The sequence below is a fragment of the Yoonia sp. R2-816 genome, from assembly GCF_046762905.1.
Lineage (GTDB): Bacteria > Pseudomonadota > Alphaproteobacteria > Rhodobacterales > Rhodobacteraceae > Yoonia.
The window spans coordinates 122,356-135,618 of the sequence record NZ_JBKQXN010000138.1; the positions used below are offsets into that span (position 1 = coordinate 122,356).

Sequence of the window (13,263 nt, forward strand, 5' to 3'; positions counted from 1 at the left end):
GGACCAGCCCCGGGTACACCTTTGGCCACCCGACTACACAGTACAGCCGCGTTTGACAACGGCATCGGCGCAGTGTTTTCGTGCCAAACCAACACGCCAAAGGCGAAAGCTGCAGCCAGCAAATCGCTCAAGGTGTCAAAACGAAACCGAAACCGCCATAGACCAGCCAGCCGAACATCCAGTTGGTCGGGTTTGGCCCGATCAGAAGCAGTGATATTGTGCTGATCAAGTCAGACAGATCAAACATTCGTCAATTTAGTCCTGTCATCATCACCGCCGCCGTCGTCACCCCGAAAACAGCCATCGGCAACGCATTCGTCGCCACACCGCTCAGCAGGATCATGGCAGGCCAGATGCCCAATATCATCAGGCGCAGGCCCCGGCAGTCACCGCAATCCCCCTGCCCGGAATCACTTCGGCACCACCTTCGTTGCGAAGATCCTGCACCACCCGGCCCAGATCGTCCTTGGACAAGGTCGCGCTGGCCATAATCGCTGATGAGGTCTGGGCGTTCACCTCACATCCGTTTTCGGCAGCCGCACGCAGGAACCTTTCCTTGGCAGAGAGCGGAATAACCGCGGTAGGCGGCTCGGGCTCCGGAGGAGGTACAAAAACCGGCACGCCGCGATAATCCGGCACCGCGCAAGCAGCAAGGCCGACAAAGGCAAGAATGGGAAGCTTACGGATCATGACGGTCACCTCATTGAACAACGGCTTTGCGCCGACCTTACGACCCGGCCCCATGGATATCCAGCAGCGAAAACGAAACGCGAGGATTTGTGCCGATCAAAGCGAAATCTCAAAAATCTGAATCAGATTTTTGATTTCAAGACAGATGCGCACGCTGCTCCTGTCTTGTCACCGCGAAAATCTGCGTTGCAGATTTTCCGGACGACGCCCTAAAGAAGACCGCGCAGCAGGCTTGCAAGAAACACAATGACCGCGCCAATCACGGTGCCCTTGATCAGCCGGTTACTGCCCTTGGCCAGCAACACAGCTCCAGCGCCAGCAAGTGCGCCATACAGCAATAGCCAAAGATCAAGATAAACGCTCATGGCAGCTCGTCAGCAATCCTTGACAGTCACCTGAACGCCGTCAGCGTCCTGGCTTATGGTCAGATCACCGCGCTGTACCGCATCGTCCAAAAGATCTTCGATGCGGTTGTTCAGGTCATCGAACAACCCAGCACGGTCGGCAGCGGGCACGTCGACCATATCAAAAACCGTATCCATGACATCCTGCTGCATGCGATCGTCAATCTCGCGCGACATCCGCGCCACACAGTCGGTGCCTTCATTCTTCAGCCAATCAGTGGCCACGCTCACCAACTGCGCATCAGTCAACCCGTCCAGACGGGCCTGTGCAGCAGATTCATCCGCCACAACAGGGCTTGCGGCCATCAGGGTAAGGGCGGCAACAATCCAGCGCATCACCGGTCAATCTCGCCAAACACAACGTCCATCGTGCCGATAATCGCGGCCACATCGGCCAACTGATGGCCGGTGGTCACATGATCCATCGCCTGCAGATGCAGATAACCCGGTGCACGCAGCTTGGCGCGGTAGGGCTGGTTGGTGCCGTCAGCGACAAGGAACACGCCGAATTCGCCCTTCGGGGCCTCCACGGCGGCATAAACCTCGCCTGCAGGCACGTGGAACCCTTCAGTATATAGCTTGAAGTGATGGATCAGCGCCTCCATCGAGGTCTTCATCTCGCCCCGCGTCGGCGGGGTCAGCTTGCCCCGCGCCATCACATCACCCTTTTCATGGCGCAGCTTTTCACAGGCCTGACGGATGATATGGGTGGATTGGCGCATCTCCTCCATCCGGCACAGATAGCGATCATAGCAATCGCCGTTCTTGCCGACCGGCACCTGAAACTCGAACTCGTCATAGCATTCGTAAGGCTGCGCCCGGCGCAAATCCCAGGCAAAACCGGACCCGCGGACCATCACACCTGAAAAGCCCCAGTTCTGGATATCCTCTTCGGTGACGATGCCAATATTGGCATTGCGCTGCTTGAATATACGGTTCTCATTCAGCAGGCTCGCAATATCGTCAAGTATCTTGGGGAACTCCACCGCCCACTGATCGATATCCTCGACCAGTTGATCCGGCAGATCCTGATGCACCCCACCGGGGCGGAAATAGGCGGCGTGCAGGCGGGCACCACAGGCACGCTCATAGAACACCATCAGCTTCTCACGCTCTTCAAAACCCCATGACAAGGGCGTCATCGCGCCCACATCCATGGCCTGCGTGGTCACGTTCAGCAGGTGATTCAGCACGCGACCAATCTCGGAATACAGCACGCGGATCAGGCTGGCGCGGCGTGGCACCTCTGTCCCGGTCAGCTTTTCAATCGCCAGACACCAGGCATGTTCCTGGTTCATCGGGGCGACGTAATCCAGCCGGTCGAAATAGGGCAGGTTCTGCAGATAGGTCCGCGATTCCATCAGCTTCTCGGTGCCACGGTGCAGCAGGCCGATATGCGGATCACAGCGTTCGACAATCTCGCCGTCCAGCTCAAGCACCAGCCGCAAAACACCATGCGCCGCAGGGTGTTGCGGGCCAAAGTTGATGTTAAAATTGCGAATCTGCTGTTCGCCGGTCAGCGCATCGGTCGACCCGTCATCGTAAGTGTTGACCCTGATATCACCGTCCATCATGCTGTCATCCTCGCACGGTTGTCTTGCCAGTTCTGCGGCAAGGGGCCCACATTGCGGGCCACCCATTCGTAGTGTTCATTCAATAGTTTCAACGCCCTGGGGCGCAGTTTGTCCAGCATCACAACCTCCGGCCCCTGATGAACCGGCTGCGTGATCGCTGGCGTTAGGGCCTCAATACCAAGGAAGCTGCAAAGTTGCGAGAGGCCTTCTTGTCTCATCATGTTTTCCGTGAACAGGATCAACAAACGCTCCTCCGGCACCACCCGGCGCAGCTTGCGGATGATCCCCGGATAGTCGCCGCGTTCCAGAATATGGGTCTCCTGCCCCCGGTTAAGAATACGGTACAGGATATTGTTCGCCTTCTTTTCATAAACCTCGTGGCTTTGCCGCTGCCGCCGCGCCTGCATCCGGATATGCGACCACAACCGGTCCAGCGGATCGCGGATCAGAAACACGAATTTCGTGGCAGGCGACAGGGCCACCATCCGCGCCAGCGTCTCATCCGGCAGCGTGGCGTAATTCGGGGTCATATCCGCATAAACCTGCGCCGACCCACGATTCCCCGTCAGCCATTCCAGATAGGGCCTGTCCCCCGCCCGGTCCCCCTCAACCGCCGCGATCAACCCGGTCATATCGGCCATCCGGCGCTCCACATTATCCACCTGCCAGCCCTTGCCCGACGCCGCAGCCTCCGCTCGCAACGCCCGCAACTCCTCCAGGCGCAACACAAACGCATCCACCTGCCGGCCACGGACATCGGCATCAAATGTATCCCAATAATGCGCCTCCTTCACAGCAGGCAGCGCACAGTCGGGATGATCATGCAGATAACGATAAAGCCAGGTCGTCCCGGCCTTGGTGGCACCAACACAAAACAGGATATCGGGATCAGGCATCGTGGGCTTCGTCAAAGCAAGACTTTACCATCCGGTCACCTGGAATAGATGGCAATGAATACGAACAATTGCGCAATGAACAAGACAATCTTGATCGCCTGATAATTCATCTAGGACGGATCCGCATCCGGCGCGAACATCGCAAACACCTCGGCCTCTGTCATCGTCTTCGTCTCGCCCGCCAGCGCATAGTTCCGCGGCTTCTTGTCGATAAACACCTGCACGCCAATCTCGAACTGACCGGGATCGTCAAACGCCTGAATGGACACATGCTGGTTCTGCCCGTCCTGTGTCTGCCACAACAGCGATGACCCGCATTCGCGGCAAAACAACCGCTCGCCCCATTCGGACCCTTTATAGGACCCAACCGGCGCGCCCTCATCGAATTTCACCGACGACCCGCAATCCACCGACAGATACATGCCCCCCGACCATTTGCGGCACATCCCGCAATGGCAGGCCCCTGCGCCCAGCCCGCCAACAGTCGGCGTAGCAGTGAACTTACATGCACCACACATGCAGGTGCCTTTCAAAGCTTCCGCCATTATCCGATCCCCCTCTAGCCCGTATCCGGCGCAAACATCGCGATACACTCTGCCTCTGTCAAACAGCGCGTGTCATTGACCAAGGCATAATTGTCCGGCTTCTTGTCGATGAACCACTGGTTTTTCAGGGCAAACTGCGCCGGATCGTCAAAAGCATGCATCGACACACCCTGCCCGGTGCCGTCCTGCATCTGCCAGACAAGCGAAGACCCACAGACCGTGCAAAACAGGCGCTCACCCCATTCGCTGCCTTTATAGGACCCCAGCGCATCCGTATCCGCAAACCGGACCGAACTGCCGCAATCGACAGCCATATACATGCCACCGGTCCAGCGGCGGCACATGGCACAATGACAGACATTCGCAAAAGGGCCGACAGGTGTGGCGGTAAACCGGCAGGCACCGCAAAGGCAGCTCCCGGACAGGGGGCTGCCGGGCGTCATCAGCCCGCTTTCTCGTCGTTCTTCTCATCTCCCGGCAGGATGTATTCCGCACCCTCCCATGGCGACATGAAGTCGAACTGGCGGTATTCCTGCACCAGATTCACCGGCTCATAAACGACGCGCTTCTGCACCTCGTCATAGCGGACCTCGGTATAGCCAGTGGTCGGGAAATCCTTGCGCAGCGGATGACCGCGGAACCCGTAATCGGTCAGGATACGGCGCAAATCGGGATGGCCGGAAAACAGAATGCCAAACATGTCGAACACTTCACGCTCGAACCAATTGGCCGACGGATGTATCCCGATGATCGACGGCAGCATATCCTCTTCGCGGATCTGCACGCGCAGGCGGATCCGATGGTTCTGATACATGCTCAGGAAATGATAAACGACATCGAAACGCTTAGCGCGGCTGGGATAATCCACCGCCGTGATATCAACCAGGGTCGAAAACTGGCACGCCTGATCGTTCCTGAGGAATTCGACAAAACTGACCAGCGATGACGGGGCCACGTTGACCGTCAGCTCACCATGGGCGACCTCCCATGACAGCACACAATCCGTCCGCTTCATCTCCAGATGGGTGCCAAGTTCTTGCAGGGCTTCGGTCATCTTACAATCGTCCCCGTCCGGCGGATTTTCCGTTGCAGCTGCAGGATACCATAAAGCAGCGCCTCAGCCGTGGGCGGGCAGCCCGGCACATAGACATCCACCGGCACGATGCGGTCACAACCGCGCACCACCGAATAGCTGTAGTGGTAATAGCCGCCGCCATTCGCACAGGATCCCATGGAGATCACGTAACGCGGCTCAGGCATTTGGTCGTAAACCTTGCGCAACGCGGGCGCCATCTTGTTGGTCAGCGTGCCTGCGACAATCATCAAGTCCGACTGACGTGGGGAGGCACGGGGCGCTGTCCCAAACCGTTCCAGATCATAACGCGGCATGGAGGTGTGCATCATCTCGACCGCGCAACAGGCCAGCCCAAATGTCATCCAGTGCAGCGACCCGGTGCGCGCCCAGTTGATGATGTCAGCGGTCGACGTGACAAGAAAACCCTTGTCCTGCAATTCCGAATTGATCAGCTGCGCGCCGTGTTCCTTGTCGGCGCCGACGGCGGTTCCGGTCATGACACCCATGGTGGCTCCTTCTTCTGGCAGGATGGCTGCCTTTGGCTTGGATGACATGTAGCCGCCCTACCAAGGGGCGTCAACGCGACAGAACCGCCAAAATCAGCCGCGATAGATGCGGACAGGGCTGCCCTTGGCGCGCTTGATCAAACCGCGCGCCTCATGGTCCAGCTGCACTGCCTTGATCCACCAGCCCGCCTTTTCACCTCCGGGGAATAATACCGGGTCCAGCCCTGGCAAAAGTGCGGCTTTGGCATCCGCCACGGTAACACCCGGCGGCTCTTGTGGCAGGACAGCCAGCAGGCTGGCGCGCATCGCTTCAAACTTGGCGCGATTGACCCGCCAGGGTTTGCCCTCTCGGGTCAGGACCTCCATCGTTTCCTCAGCCATGCAGGGTCATCTCCTTTTGCCCGGCGGTGATCTTGGGATTGCGAAAACCCATCGCGACCCAGGCCCCCAGCAGCCGGAACATGAAAGAGGCCGTGTGCGATTTGGGATTGGGCATGTCATCCGGCAAAGGATCACCGCTGATACGGTCCTTGGTCATTGTGCGCAGATCCATGGCGGGCCGCTCACCATCCGGCCAGCGTGCCGCATACAGCGACAGCCAATGCCCGGCGGAAAACTCCAGAAACATCGGCGTATTGCAGCACGTGGCGATGACCCGGCGGGTCGTTGCATTTGGCGTCAGACGAAAGCAGCGCAGCCTGTCTTGATCATCCGCAAATGTCACCCGATCCTTGCGCTGCAGCACAAACTGCGTCCCGCCTGTCGGCACACGTTCCGGCACGGCATCGGGCAGCGCCTCCATCATCCCGGCAGCCGTCCGGCAACTGGTACAATGACATTCCGCCGCGATAATCGGTCGCCCCGCTGCCACCATCGCGGTTTGCCCACACCGGCATGTCAAACGAATCTCTTCCATGGCGCCTCGCTTCCTATAATCAGACTGGACCGTCCAGTTTGATTGTCAAGATCAAACACGCTATCAAACCGCATGACCACCCAAACCCAGCTCCCTCCCCGCGTCCAAAAAACACGCGCCAAGATCATCGCTGCCGCAATCGATCTGTTCCTCAGCAAAGGATTTGTTGAGACGCGGATGGATGAGGTCGCCGCGCGGGCCAATGTCTCAAAACAAACGCTTTACGCACATGCAGGCACGAAAGAGGCGCTGTTCATGGAAATGGCCGAAACCATGATCGCAAACGCCGTCGCCGCCCAGCGCAAGGCGGCTCCGGACCCCGAGGTTAGCGATGATCCGCAGGACTTCCTGCTCACCCACGCACGCGCGCAACTCCGCACAGCCCATGACGCCAAACTGATGCAAATCAGGCGAGTGGCAATTGCAGAGGCCGGGCGCTTTCCGGCATTCGGCAAAGCTATCTTCGACCTAGGTCCCGGCAGTTCCATCAGACGGTTGGAACGGGCGTTTTCAAAATGGCACAAGGCAGGCGCACTCAACACCCCAAACCCGCGTCAAGCAGCCGAAACCTTCAATTGGCTGATCATGGGCGGGCCCACAAGCGAGGTCATGTTGACCGGGCGTTCAACAACCATGGACGGCGGAAAAGCCGACGCGCATGTGCAGGAATGTGTCAGGGTCTTCTGGGCGGCCTACGGGGTGTGACGCATCACTCCCACTCCAGCGCGCCTTTTTTCCACTCATAGGCAAAGCCGATGGTCAGAACGGCCAGAAACACCATCATCGACCAGAACGCCACCATGCTGATATCGGCGAAAGCCACGGCCCAGGGGAACAGAAACGCCACCTCAAGATCAAAGATGATGAACAGGATCGAAACGAGGTAAAACCGCACATCGAACTTCATCCGCGCATCGTCAAATGCGTTGAACCCGCATTCATAGGCCGACACTTTTTCAGGGTCTGGATTGCGCACGGCGACAATAGCTGCAGCGAGGATCAGGATCAGGCCCAGCCCGATGGCAAGCCCCAGAAAAATCATGATCGGCAGATATTCAGACAGCATTTCCTGCACGGGGTGATCCTTTTCGGCGCGGCACGCCAAAAGGCGCGACTAAATTTGGCTGGGGCTTGCATACCCTTGCCCCCCGGAAGGGTCAACCAATCGCAATATCGCAGAACCCGGAAAAAACGGACTTAGTCGGCACCATCCACAACAGGCGGACGGGGTGACAAAACCGCATTGGCCACGGATAGAAACGAAACGCCATGGGCCAGACCATTGGCACGGCTGGGTTGGCCGGTGATCATATCGGCCGTCTCAGTCAGGTTGTCCATCTGCTGATCTGTCAGCCAGAACATCAGATGCATGCCAAGGGTGAAATCACCGGGCAACTCTGAAATCTGCACAGTGCAACCGTTTTCGGTGGGAACAAAGGTCTCTGATGTCACCGTGACGCCGCCGCCGGGTACAACCAGCATGGTCTGCTGCTCGGTTTCGGTCAGGGCGAGCGTCTTGGCGGCGACATGGGCGACCATGGGCTGCGTCGGGTTTTCCGGATCGGCCACCTGCGGGGCGACAATCGCCACATCAAAAAACCCGTTATCGTCAGGCTTGCCGGTCATGATCCGGCCCCGGCGCGTGCCGGGCTGCAATGCAAACTGATTGCGGGCGACAGAGGCCGAACAGGGTACGTCGATCGCGGCACGCAGGCGCAGGCGGATCGACGGGCCAACCGACATCAGCACATCAAACACAAACTGCAGCACCGCCATCAGGAAACCCGCCAAAAGCATCGACAAGGCCACCAGTATAACAAGGGCGGCGCTGGCATGCTCAACCGGTGCCAGCAGGCTCAGCGCCTTGATCCATGGGGCCGCAACCGCTAACCCGGTGACCACCAGCGACAGGCTGATCGTTTCAACAGGGGCGTTGGGAAATAGCACAACATGGCCACCCACCAGCAGCGCCACGGCAATCGACGCCAATGTCGCCCGGTCCGGTGCCATGAATGACGGATCAATCAGCGATCCAATCAGGAAAACACAAACGGGAATTGCCACGGCAAACGCCACAAGGCGGCGCAAACGGGTAATGCGATAGATCATCTGGTCTGGTGTCGGCCAATCAAACTGCATGTCTGTCCCCTTTCCTGGGTCCAGACAAACCGCCAAATCAGTCAGAAGTGAGACGGAAATCTGACGATTGTCTTATGACGCTGTGTTCCATGCGGGTTTGCGCTTCTCAAAAAACGCCGCAATCCCTTCCGCGGCCTCATCACCGTTCCACTGCGCAATCAGCGCTTCAACCGACCGGTCCACGGTGCCTTGATCAATCACGGGCCCCAGCGACCGGGCAAACGCCTTCGCCGCGGCCACCGCACCCGGCGCGCAAGCCAGATAAGGTGCAACCTCAGCCTCCACTGCCGCATCGAGATCATCCGCAGGCACGGCTTTGGCGACCACACCCAGCGTCACCGCCTCGGCCGCATCGAACACGCGCGATGACATGAACACGCGGCGCGCATGCGCCTCGCCCAGACGGGCCAGCACATAGGGGCCAATGGTCGCCGGGATCAGACCCAGCTTCGTCTCGGTCAGCCCGAACTTTATATGATCCGCCGCAATCGCGATATCGCAGACGCAGGCCATCCCGACCCCGCCTCCAAAGGCATTGCCATGGACCCGGCCAATCACCGGCTGCGGCAACGTGTTGATCGCGCCCAGCATCCCCGCGATGGATTGCGCCGCAGCGCGTTTCATCTCCGCATCACCCGCCATCTGGTCACGCATCCAGCCCAGATCACCGCCTGCACAAAACGACGGCCCCTGCCCGGCCAGCACCACGACACGAATATCGCGGTCAGCTGCGATGCGGGCCGCCGCATCGCGCAGATCATCGATCAGCGCCTGCGACAGCGCATTGTGTTTTTCGGGCCGGGCCAGCGCCAATGTGGCCACACCCCGGTCATCCACGCTCAGATCAATCATCGCATCCCCCGCGCCAGTGTCGCCGCCTTGGCAATCACATCGCCATCAACCCCGGTCTCAAAGCCCAAGGCATGCACCCGCTCCAACACCGCTTCAGTCGCCACATTCCCCGGCGCGCCGGGGGCATAAGGACAGCCGCCCAGCCCGCCAACCGCACTGTCGAAATCACGCAACCCCATCTCCAGCGCTGTTTCGACATTGGCCAGCGCCTGCCCGCCGGTATCATGAAAATGGCCCGCCAGCCCTGTCGCCGGGGCCACATCCAACACGGCCTCCAGCATCCGGGCCACCGTCTCTGATGTGCCCTTGCCGATAGTATCACCCAGCGACACCTGCATCGGGGCCACGGCCAGCAGCATTTCGGTCGCGCGCGCCACGGCGGCAGGGGCCACAGGGCCCGCAAACGGGCAATCGGTCACGCAGGACACATAGCCGCGCACCGGCACGCCCGCATCTTCGGCAGCACGCACAACCGGCGTCAACCGCTCCACCGATTCCGCAATCGAACAATTCAGATTGCTCTGCGAAAACCCTTCAGAGGCGGAAATGAACACCGCCACTTCATACATCACCCCCGGCACGCGGGCGGCCACGAACCCCTCCCAGCCACGCATATTCGGCACCAGAACCGCATAGCGGACGCCCTCTACAGGGGTCATCGCGGCCAGAACGCGATCCGTATCGGCCATCTGCGGCACCCATTTGGGGCTGACAAAACTGCCCACCTCGATATCGCGCAGCCCCGAAGCGCTCAGCAAATCGATCAGGGCAACCTTATCGGCTACCGGAATGACAGCCTTTTCATTCTGCAACCCGTCACGCGGGCCAACTTCGTGAATACGCACCTGCTCAGCCACCGGCCCACCCTTCTTCCGAGTTCAAATATCCCGGGGGAGCGCCGCAAGGCGCGGGGGCAGCGCCCCCTCCCACGCCGCACCGTCTCACGACGGGATCTCCCATGGCGGATAAAACGTCTTGGCATAAAGCCCCGGACCATCTGGCAACGCCTTCCGATACGCCTCGCGCACCTGCAACCGGTCAAACCATGCCGACAGCTTGGGAAACTGATCAATCTCGACAAAATGCCCGGCCATGTAAACCGCCTGCCCCACGCCAATATCAGCCGCCGAAAAGGACGACAGCAGATAATCCCCCGTCAATCCGGCCTCAACCGTGCGCAGGGTCTTGGCCAGTCGCTTGGCCTCCAATTGCATGATAATGGGCGAGCGCATGTGATCTTCATAAAGCGCCACATGCTGCTGAGTCAGAGCGGCCGTATGCTGACTGATCGTCTCAGCGAAATGGATCCAGTTCAGCCAGGCCGCGCGTTCCTCGTGGCCTGGGTCTCGACCCAGGGCCGCGTCAGGGAAACGCTCGCACAGATATTCCGCAATCGCCCCGCTTTCGGTCAATACCGCGCCATCAATCTCCAGCGTCGGCACCCGGCCCGTCGGGTTCAGCGACCGGTAAGGTTCCTCGCGCAACGTCTTGTCAAACGGATAGACCTGCAATTCAAAATCAACGCCGATCTCATACAGTAGCCACAGGCTGCGCATCGACCGGGTCTGATGACAATGATGCAACCGGATCATTCCACATCCTCCAGCGCGACCATCAAGGCACCGGCGGTCACCTGGTCCCCCGCCGCAACAGCGACCGATGCAACAACGCCATCTCTGGGCGCGCGCAGCACATGTTCCATCTTCATCGCCTCTAAGACAATCATCCGGTCGCCCTCTGCCACCGTCTGCCCGGTGGCGACGGCAACATCCCGCACCAGCCCCGGCATCGGGGCCAGCACCGTATCACCACCCAGACCGGCCCCGGCCCGATCCAGCGGATCGACAATATCGAATGTCAGCGTCTCCGTCCCGAACACAGTTACCCGGCTGCCATGCCGGATCGCGGGCAGACCCCAGTGATCACCATGGCGGACCAGCGTGATATCATCCTCCGCCACCGCCACGGCCACCCGATCAGGGCCAGTGATCGTCAACCACGCCGTCAGCGGCGCACCGGCATGGGCCAGCGCAATCTCGCGGCTCAGCGGCTGCCACAGGGTAAAGCCCGTCAGCGGCCCACCCCCGATATCAGCCGCCGTCACCGCCGCCACCGCAATATCCCGCAGAGCGGGATCCGGGGCCGCACAAAGCACGGCCTCCTCCCGCGCAATCAACCCGGTATCGACATCACCGGCGACAAAGCCCGGATCGCGCGACAACCGCCGCAGGAACCCCAGATTGGTCACCGTGCCCGCCACCTGCGTGGCATCCAAAGCTGACGACAATGACCGCAGCGCGGTCGCCCGATCCGGGCCATGCACGGTCACCTTGGCGATCATCGGATCATACCATGGCGAAATCTCCGACCCGGCCTCGACACCGCTGTCAATGCGGGCCACATCAGGAAACACCAGATGATCAATCGTGCCGGTCGCTGGCAAAAACCCCGCAGGCACATCCTCGGCATAAAGCCGGGCCTCAAAGGCGTGCCCGTTGACCCGCAGATCCTCCTGCCGGGTGGGCAATGGCTCTCCTGCCGCGACACGCAACTGCCATTCCACCAGATCAACGCCGGTGATCGCCTCGGTGACGGGATGTTCCACCTGCAACCGCGTGTTCATCTCCATGAACCAGAAACCATCCGTGCGCAGGCCGTCCGACCCATCCACAATAAACTCGATGGTCCCGGCCCCGGCATAGCCAATAGCCCTGGCCGCCGTCACCGCCGCATCGCCCATCGCCTGACGCACAGCATCGGTCATCCCCGGCGCAGGCGCCTCCTCGATCACTTTCTGATGACGGCGTTGCAGCGAACAATCCCGTTCGAACAAATGCACCGCATCGGTGCCATCCCCAAACACCTGCACCTCGATATGACGGGGCGAGGTGATGTATTTCTCGATCAGCACATCGGCATTGCCAAAGGCGGTGCGCGCCTCGGCCTGTGCCGACGCCAGCGCCTCGGCAAACCCTTTCGCGTCCTCGACCAGACGCATGCCCTTGCCGCCACCACCGGCGACAGCCTTGATCAGCACCGGATACCCGATCTGATCCGCCTCACCGGCCAGAAAATCCGGGTTCTGGTTTTCGCCATGATAGCCCGGCACAACCGGCACCCCGGCCTCATGCATCAGCGCCTTGGCGGCATCCTTCAGACCCATCGCGCGAATGGCCTTGGCGGACGGGCCGATAAACACCAGCCCCGCCGCCTCCACCGCCTCCACAAACTCAGGATTCTCCGACAGAAACCCGTAACCCGGATGGACCGCCTGCGCCCCGGTATCCAGGGCCGCCTGCACGATCAGATCGCCCCGCAAATAACTCTCCGCCACCGGCGCAGGACCCAGGCGCACCGCCTCATCCGCCTGCCGGACATGCAAGGCACCCGCATCAGCATCCGAATAAACCGCCACCGTGCGCACACCCATCGCACGTGCCGTCTGGATCACGCGGCAAGCAATCTCGCCCCGGTTGGCGATCAGGATTTTAGTGAACATTGCTTACCACCATGACCTTGCTTGATTGTGCGGCCCGGGCCCCGCGCCATCCCTGATCGTCGCGCCCCATCATATGAACAAATCCTTAACTGCCGGCCCCTTGGGGTCCGACGCTTTGCCGACGCAAATCCGACGCAACGCCGACAGCCATTTTCGCCCCGAAACCA

18 protein-coding genes are annotated in these 13,263 nt (G+C 60.2%); 1 reads left to right on the plus strand and 17 read right to left on the minus strand.

Annotation, left to right across the window (positions count from 1 at the left end; all coding sequences use genetic code 11):
• Positions 1–366: 366 nt before the first annotated feature.
• The 11 genes from ACFWW2_RS04380 to ACFWW2_RS04430 all read right to left on the minus strand — a co-directional run bounded on the left by ACFWW2_RS04380 (position 367) and on the right by ACFWW2_RS04430 (position 6,606).
• Positions 367–690, minus strand: coding sequence for a hypothetical protein (locus ACFWW2_RS04380; RefSeq protein WP_393926518.1), 324 nt, complete (start codon positions 688–690; stop codon positions 367–369).
• A gap of 209 nt (positions 691–899) precedes the next feature.
• Positions 900–1,055, minus strand: coding sequence for a hypothetical protein (locus tag ACFWW2_RS04385; protein ID WP_393926519.1), 156 nt, complete (start codon positions 1,053–1,055; stop codon positions 900–902).
• A gap of 9 nt (positions 1,056–1,064) precedes the next feature.
• The gene (locus tag ACFWW2_RS04390) at positions 1,065–1,430 is read right to left on the minus strand and encodes a hypothetical protein (protein ID WP_393926520.1); all 366 of its coding nucleotides are present in this window, start codon (positions 1,428–1,430) and stop codon (positions 1,065–1,067) included.
• Positions 1,430–2,668: an NADH-quinone oxidoreductase subunit D gene (locus ACFWW2_RS04395; RefSeq protein ID WP_393926521.1), complete on the minus strand. Its 1,239-nt coding sequence runs from the start codon at positions 2,666–2,668 to the stop codon at positions 1,430–1,432. Before ACFWW2_RS04395 ends, ACFWW2_RS04390 begins: the two co-directional genes overlap by 1 nt.
• Positions 2,665–3,564 carry a sulfotransferase gene (locus ACFWW2_RS04400; RefSeq protein ID WP_393926522.1) on the minus strand — a complete coding sequence of 300 codons (900 nt, stop codon included), beginning with the start codon at positions 3,562–3,564 and terminating at the stop codon, positions 2,665–2,667. Before ACFWW2_RS04400 ends, ACFWW2_RS04395 begins: the two co-directional genes overlap by 4 nt.
• Before the next feature lie 110 nt (positions 3,565–3,674).
• The gene (locus tag ACFWW2_RS04405) at positions 3,675–4,109 is read right to left on the minus strand and encodes a GFA family protein (protein WP_393926523.1); all 435 of its coding nucleotides are present in this window, start codon (positions 4,107–4,109) and stop codon (positions 3,675–3,677) included.
• A gap of 14 nt (positions 4,110–4,123) precedes the next feature.
• Positions 4,124–4,552, minus strand: a complete 429-nt coding sequence (locus ACFWW2_RS04410; protein WP_393926524.1) for a GFA family protein — start codon at positions 4,550–4,552, stop codon at positions 4,124–4,126.
• A complete protein-coding gene (locus tag ACFWW2_RS04415; protein ID WP_393926525.1) occupies positions 4,552–5,163 on the minus strand; it encodes an NADH-quinone oxidoreductase subunit C in 612 nt (203 codons plus the stop codon). Before ACFWW2_RS04415 ends, ACFWW2_RS04410 begins: the two co-directional genes overlap by 1 nt.
• On the minus strand, positions 5,160–5,690 hold the full coding sequence (locus tag ACFWW2_RS04420) for a NuoB/complex I 20 kDa subunit family protein (protein ID WP_393926579.1): 531 nt from the start codon (positions 5,688–5,690) through the stop codon (positions 5,160–5,162). The genes ACFWW2_RS04415 and ACFWW2_RS04420 overlap by 4 nt, the downstream gene beginning before the upstream one ends.
• A 93-nt stretch (positions 5,691–5,783) precedes the next feature.
• Complete coding sequence (locus ACFWW2_RS04425; RefSeq protein ID WP_393926526.1) at positions 5,784–6,071, minus strand: DUF6958 family protein; 288 nt, start codon at positions 6,069–6,071, stop codon at positions 5,784–5,786.
• A complete protein-coding gene (locus ACFWW2_RS04430; RefSeq protein WP_393926527.1) occupies positions 6,064–6,606 on the minus strand; it encodes a GFA family protein in 543 nt (180 codons plus the stop codon). The genes ACFWW2_RS04425 and ACFWW2_RS04430 overlap by 8 nt, the downstream gene beginning before the upstream one ends.
• Before the next feature lie 72 nt (positions 6,607–6,678).
• Here ACFWW2_RS04430 and ACFWW2_RS04435 point away from each other — a divergent pair, with 72 nt between their 5' ends.
• Positions 6,679–7,311, plus strand: a complete 633-nt coding sequence (locus ACFWW2_RS04435; RefSeq protein ID WP_393926528.1) for a TetR/AcrR family transcriptional regulator — start codon at positions 6,679–6,681, stop codon at positions 7,309–7,311.
• A gap of 4 nt (positions 7,312–7,315) precedes the next feature.
• Here the strand turns inward: ACFWW2_RS04435 and ACFWW2_RS04440 are convergent, their stop codons facing one another.
• The 6 genes from ACFWW2_RS04440 to ACFWW2_RS04465 form a co-directional block, all read right to left on the minus strand.
• Complete coding sequence (locus ACFWW2_RS04440; protein ID WP_393926529.1) at positions 7,316–7,681, minus strand: NADH-quinone oxidoreductase subunit A; 366 nt, start codon at positions 7,679–7,681, stop codon at positions 7,316–7,318.
• A gap of 122 nt (positions 7,682–7,803) precedes the next feature.
• Positions 7,804–8,745 (minus strand): hypothetical protein, encoded by a 942-nt coding sequence (locus ACFWW2_RS04445; RefSeq protein WP_393926530.1) that lies wholly within the window; start codon positions 8,743–8,745, stop codon positions 7,804–7,806.
• Positions 8,746–8,817: 72 nt separating this feature from the next.
• Positions 8,818–9,597 carry a crotonase/enoyl-CoA hydratase family protein gene (locus ACFWW2_RS04450; protein WP_393926531.1) on the minus strand — a complete coding sequence of 260 codons (780 nt, stop codon included), beginning with the start codon at positions 9,595–9,597 and terminating at the stop codon, positions 8,818–8,820.
• A complete protein-coding gene (locus ACFWW2_RS04455; RefSeq protein WP_393926532.1) occupies positions 9,594–10,454 on the minus strand; it encodes a hydroxymethylglutaryl-CoA lyase in 861 nt (286 codons plus the stop codon). Before ACFWW2_RS04455 ends, ACFWW2_RS04450 begins: the two co-directional genes overlap by 4 nt.
• 84 nt (positions 10,455–10,538) lie before the next feature.
• Positions 10,539–11,189 (minus strand): glutathione S-transferase family protein, encoded by a 651-nt coding sequence (locus ACFWW2_RS04460; protein ID WP_393926533.1) that lies wholly within the window; start codon positions 11,187–11,189, stop codon positions 10,539–10,541.
• Entirely contained in the window at positions 11,186–13,096 is a 1,911-nt protein-coding gene (locus ACFWW2_RS04465; RefSeq protein WP_393926534.1) for a biotin carboxylase N-terminal domain-containing protein, read from the minus strand. Before ACFWW2_RS04465 ends, ACFWW2_RS04460 begins: the two co-directional genes overlap by 4 nt.
• Positions 13,097–13,263 lie beyond the last annotated feature (167 nt).

Excerpts from the sequence above, each read along its gene's own strand:
- ACFWW2_RS04385 (WP_393926519.1), bottom strand. The coding sequence starts at position 1,055 with ATGAGCGTTTATCTTGATCTTTGGCTATTGCTGTATGGCGCACTTGCT.
- ACFWW2_RS04410 (WP_393926524.1), bottom strand. The coding sequence starts at position 4,552 with ATGACGCCCGGCAGCCCCCTGTCCGGGAGCTGCCTTTGCGGTGCCTGC.
- ACFWW2_RS04380 (WP_393926518.1), bottom strand. The coding sequence starts at position 690 with ATGATCCGTAAGCTTCCCATTCTTGCCTTTGTCGGCCTTGCTGCTTGC.
- ACFWW2_RS04420 (WP_393926579.1), bottom strand. The coding sequence starts at position 5,690 with ATGGGTGTCATGACCGGAACCGCCGTCGGCGCCGACAAGGAACACGGC.
- ACFWW2_RS04430 (WP_393926527.1), bottom strand. The coding sequence starts at position 6,606 with ATGGAAGAGATTCGTTTGACATGCCGGTGTGGGCAAACCGCGATGGTG.
- ACFWW2_RS04395 (WP_393926521.1), bottom strand. The coding sequence starts at position 2,668 with ATGATGGACGGTGATATCAGGGTCAACACTTACGATGACGGGTCGACC.
- ACFWW2_RS04400 (WP_393926522.1), bottom strand. The coding sequence starts at position 3,564 with ATGCCTGATCCCGATATCCTGTTTTGTGTTGGTGCCACCAAGGCCGGG.
- ACFWW2_RS04390 (WP_393926520.1), bottom strand. The coding sequence starts at position 1,430 with ATGCGCTGGATTGTTGCCGCCCTTACCCTGATGGCCGCAAGCCCTGTT.
- ACFWW2_RS04445 (WP_393926530.1), bottom strand. The coding sequence starts at position 8,745 with ATGCAGTTTGATTGGCCGACACCAGACCAGATGATCTATCGCATTACC.
- ACFWW2_RS04425 (WP_393926526.1), bottom strand. The coding sequence starts at position 6,071 with ATGGCTGAGGAAACGATGGAGGTCCTGACCCGAGAGGGCAAACCCTGG.
- ACFWW2_RS04465 (WP_393926534.1), bottom strand. The coding sequence starts at position 13,096 with ATGTTCACTAAAATCCTGATCGCCAACCGGGGCGAGATTGCTTGCCGC.
- ACFWW2_RS04405 (WP_393926523.1), bottom strand. The coding sequence starts at position 4,109 with ATGGCGGAAGCTTTGAAAGGCACCTGCATGTGTGGTGCATGTAAGTTC.
- ACFWW2_RS04435 (WP_393926528.1), top strand. The coding sequence starts at position 6,679 with ATGACCACCCAAACCCAGCTCCCTCCCCGCGTCCAAAAAACACGCGCC.
- ACFWW2_RS04450 (WP_393926531.1), bottom strand. The coding sequence starts at position 9,597 with ATGATTGATCTGAGCGTGGATGACCGGGGTGTGGCCACATTGGCGCTG.
- ACFWW2_RS04460 (WP_393926533.1), bottom strand. The coding sequence starts at position 11,189 with ATGATCCGGTTGCATCATTGTCATCAGACCCGGTCGATGCGCAGCCTG.
- ACFWW2_RS04415 (WP_393926525.1), bottom strand. The coding sequence starts at position 5,163 with ATGACCGAAGCCCTGCAAGAACTTGGCACCCATCTGGAGATGAAGCGG.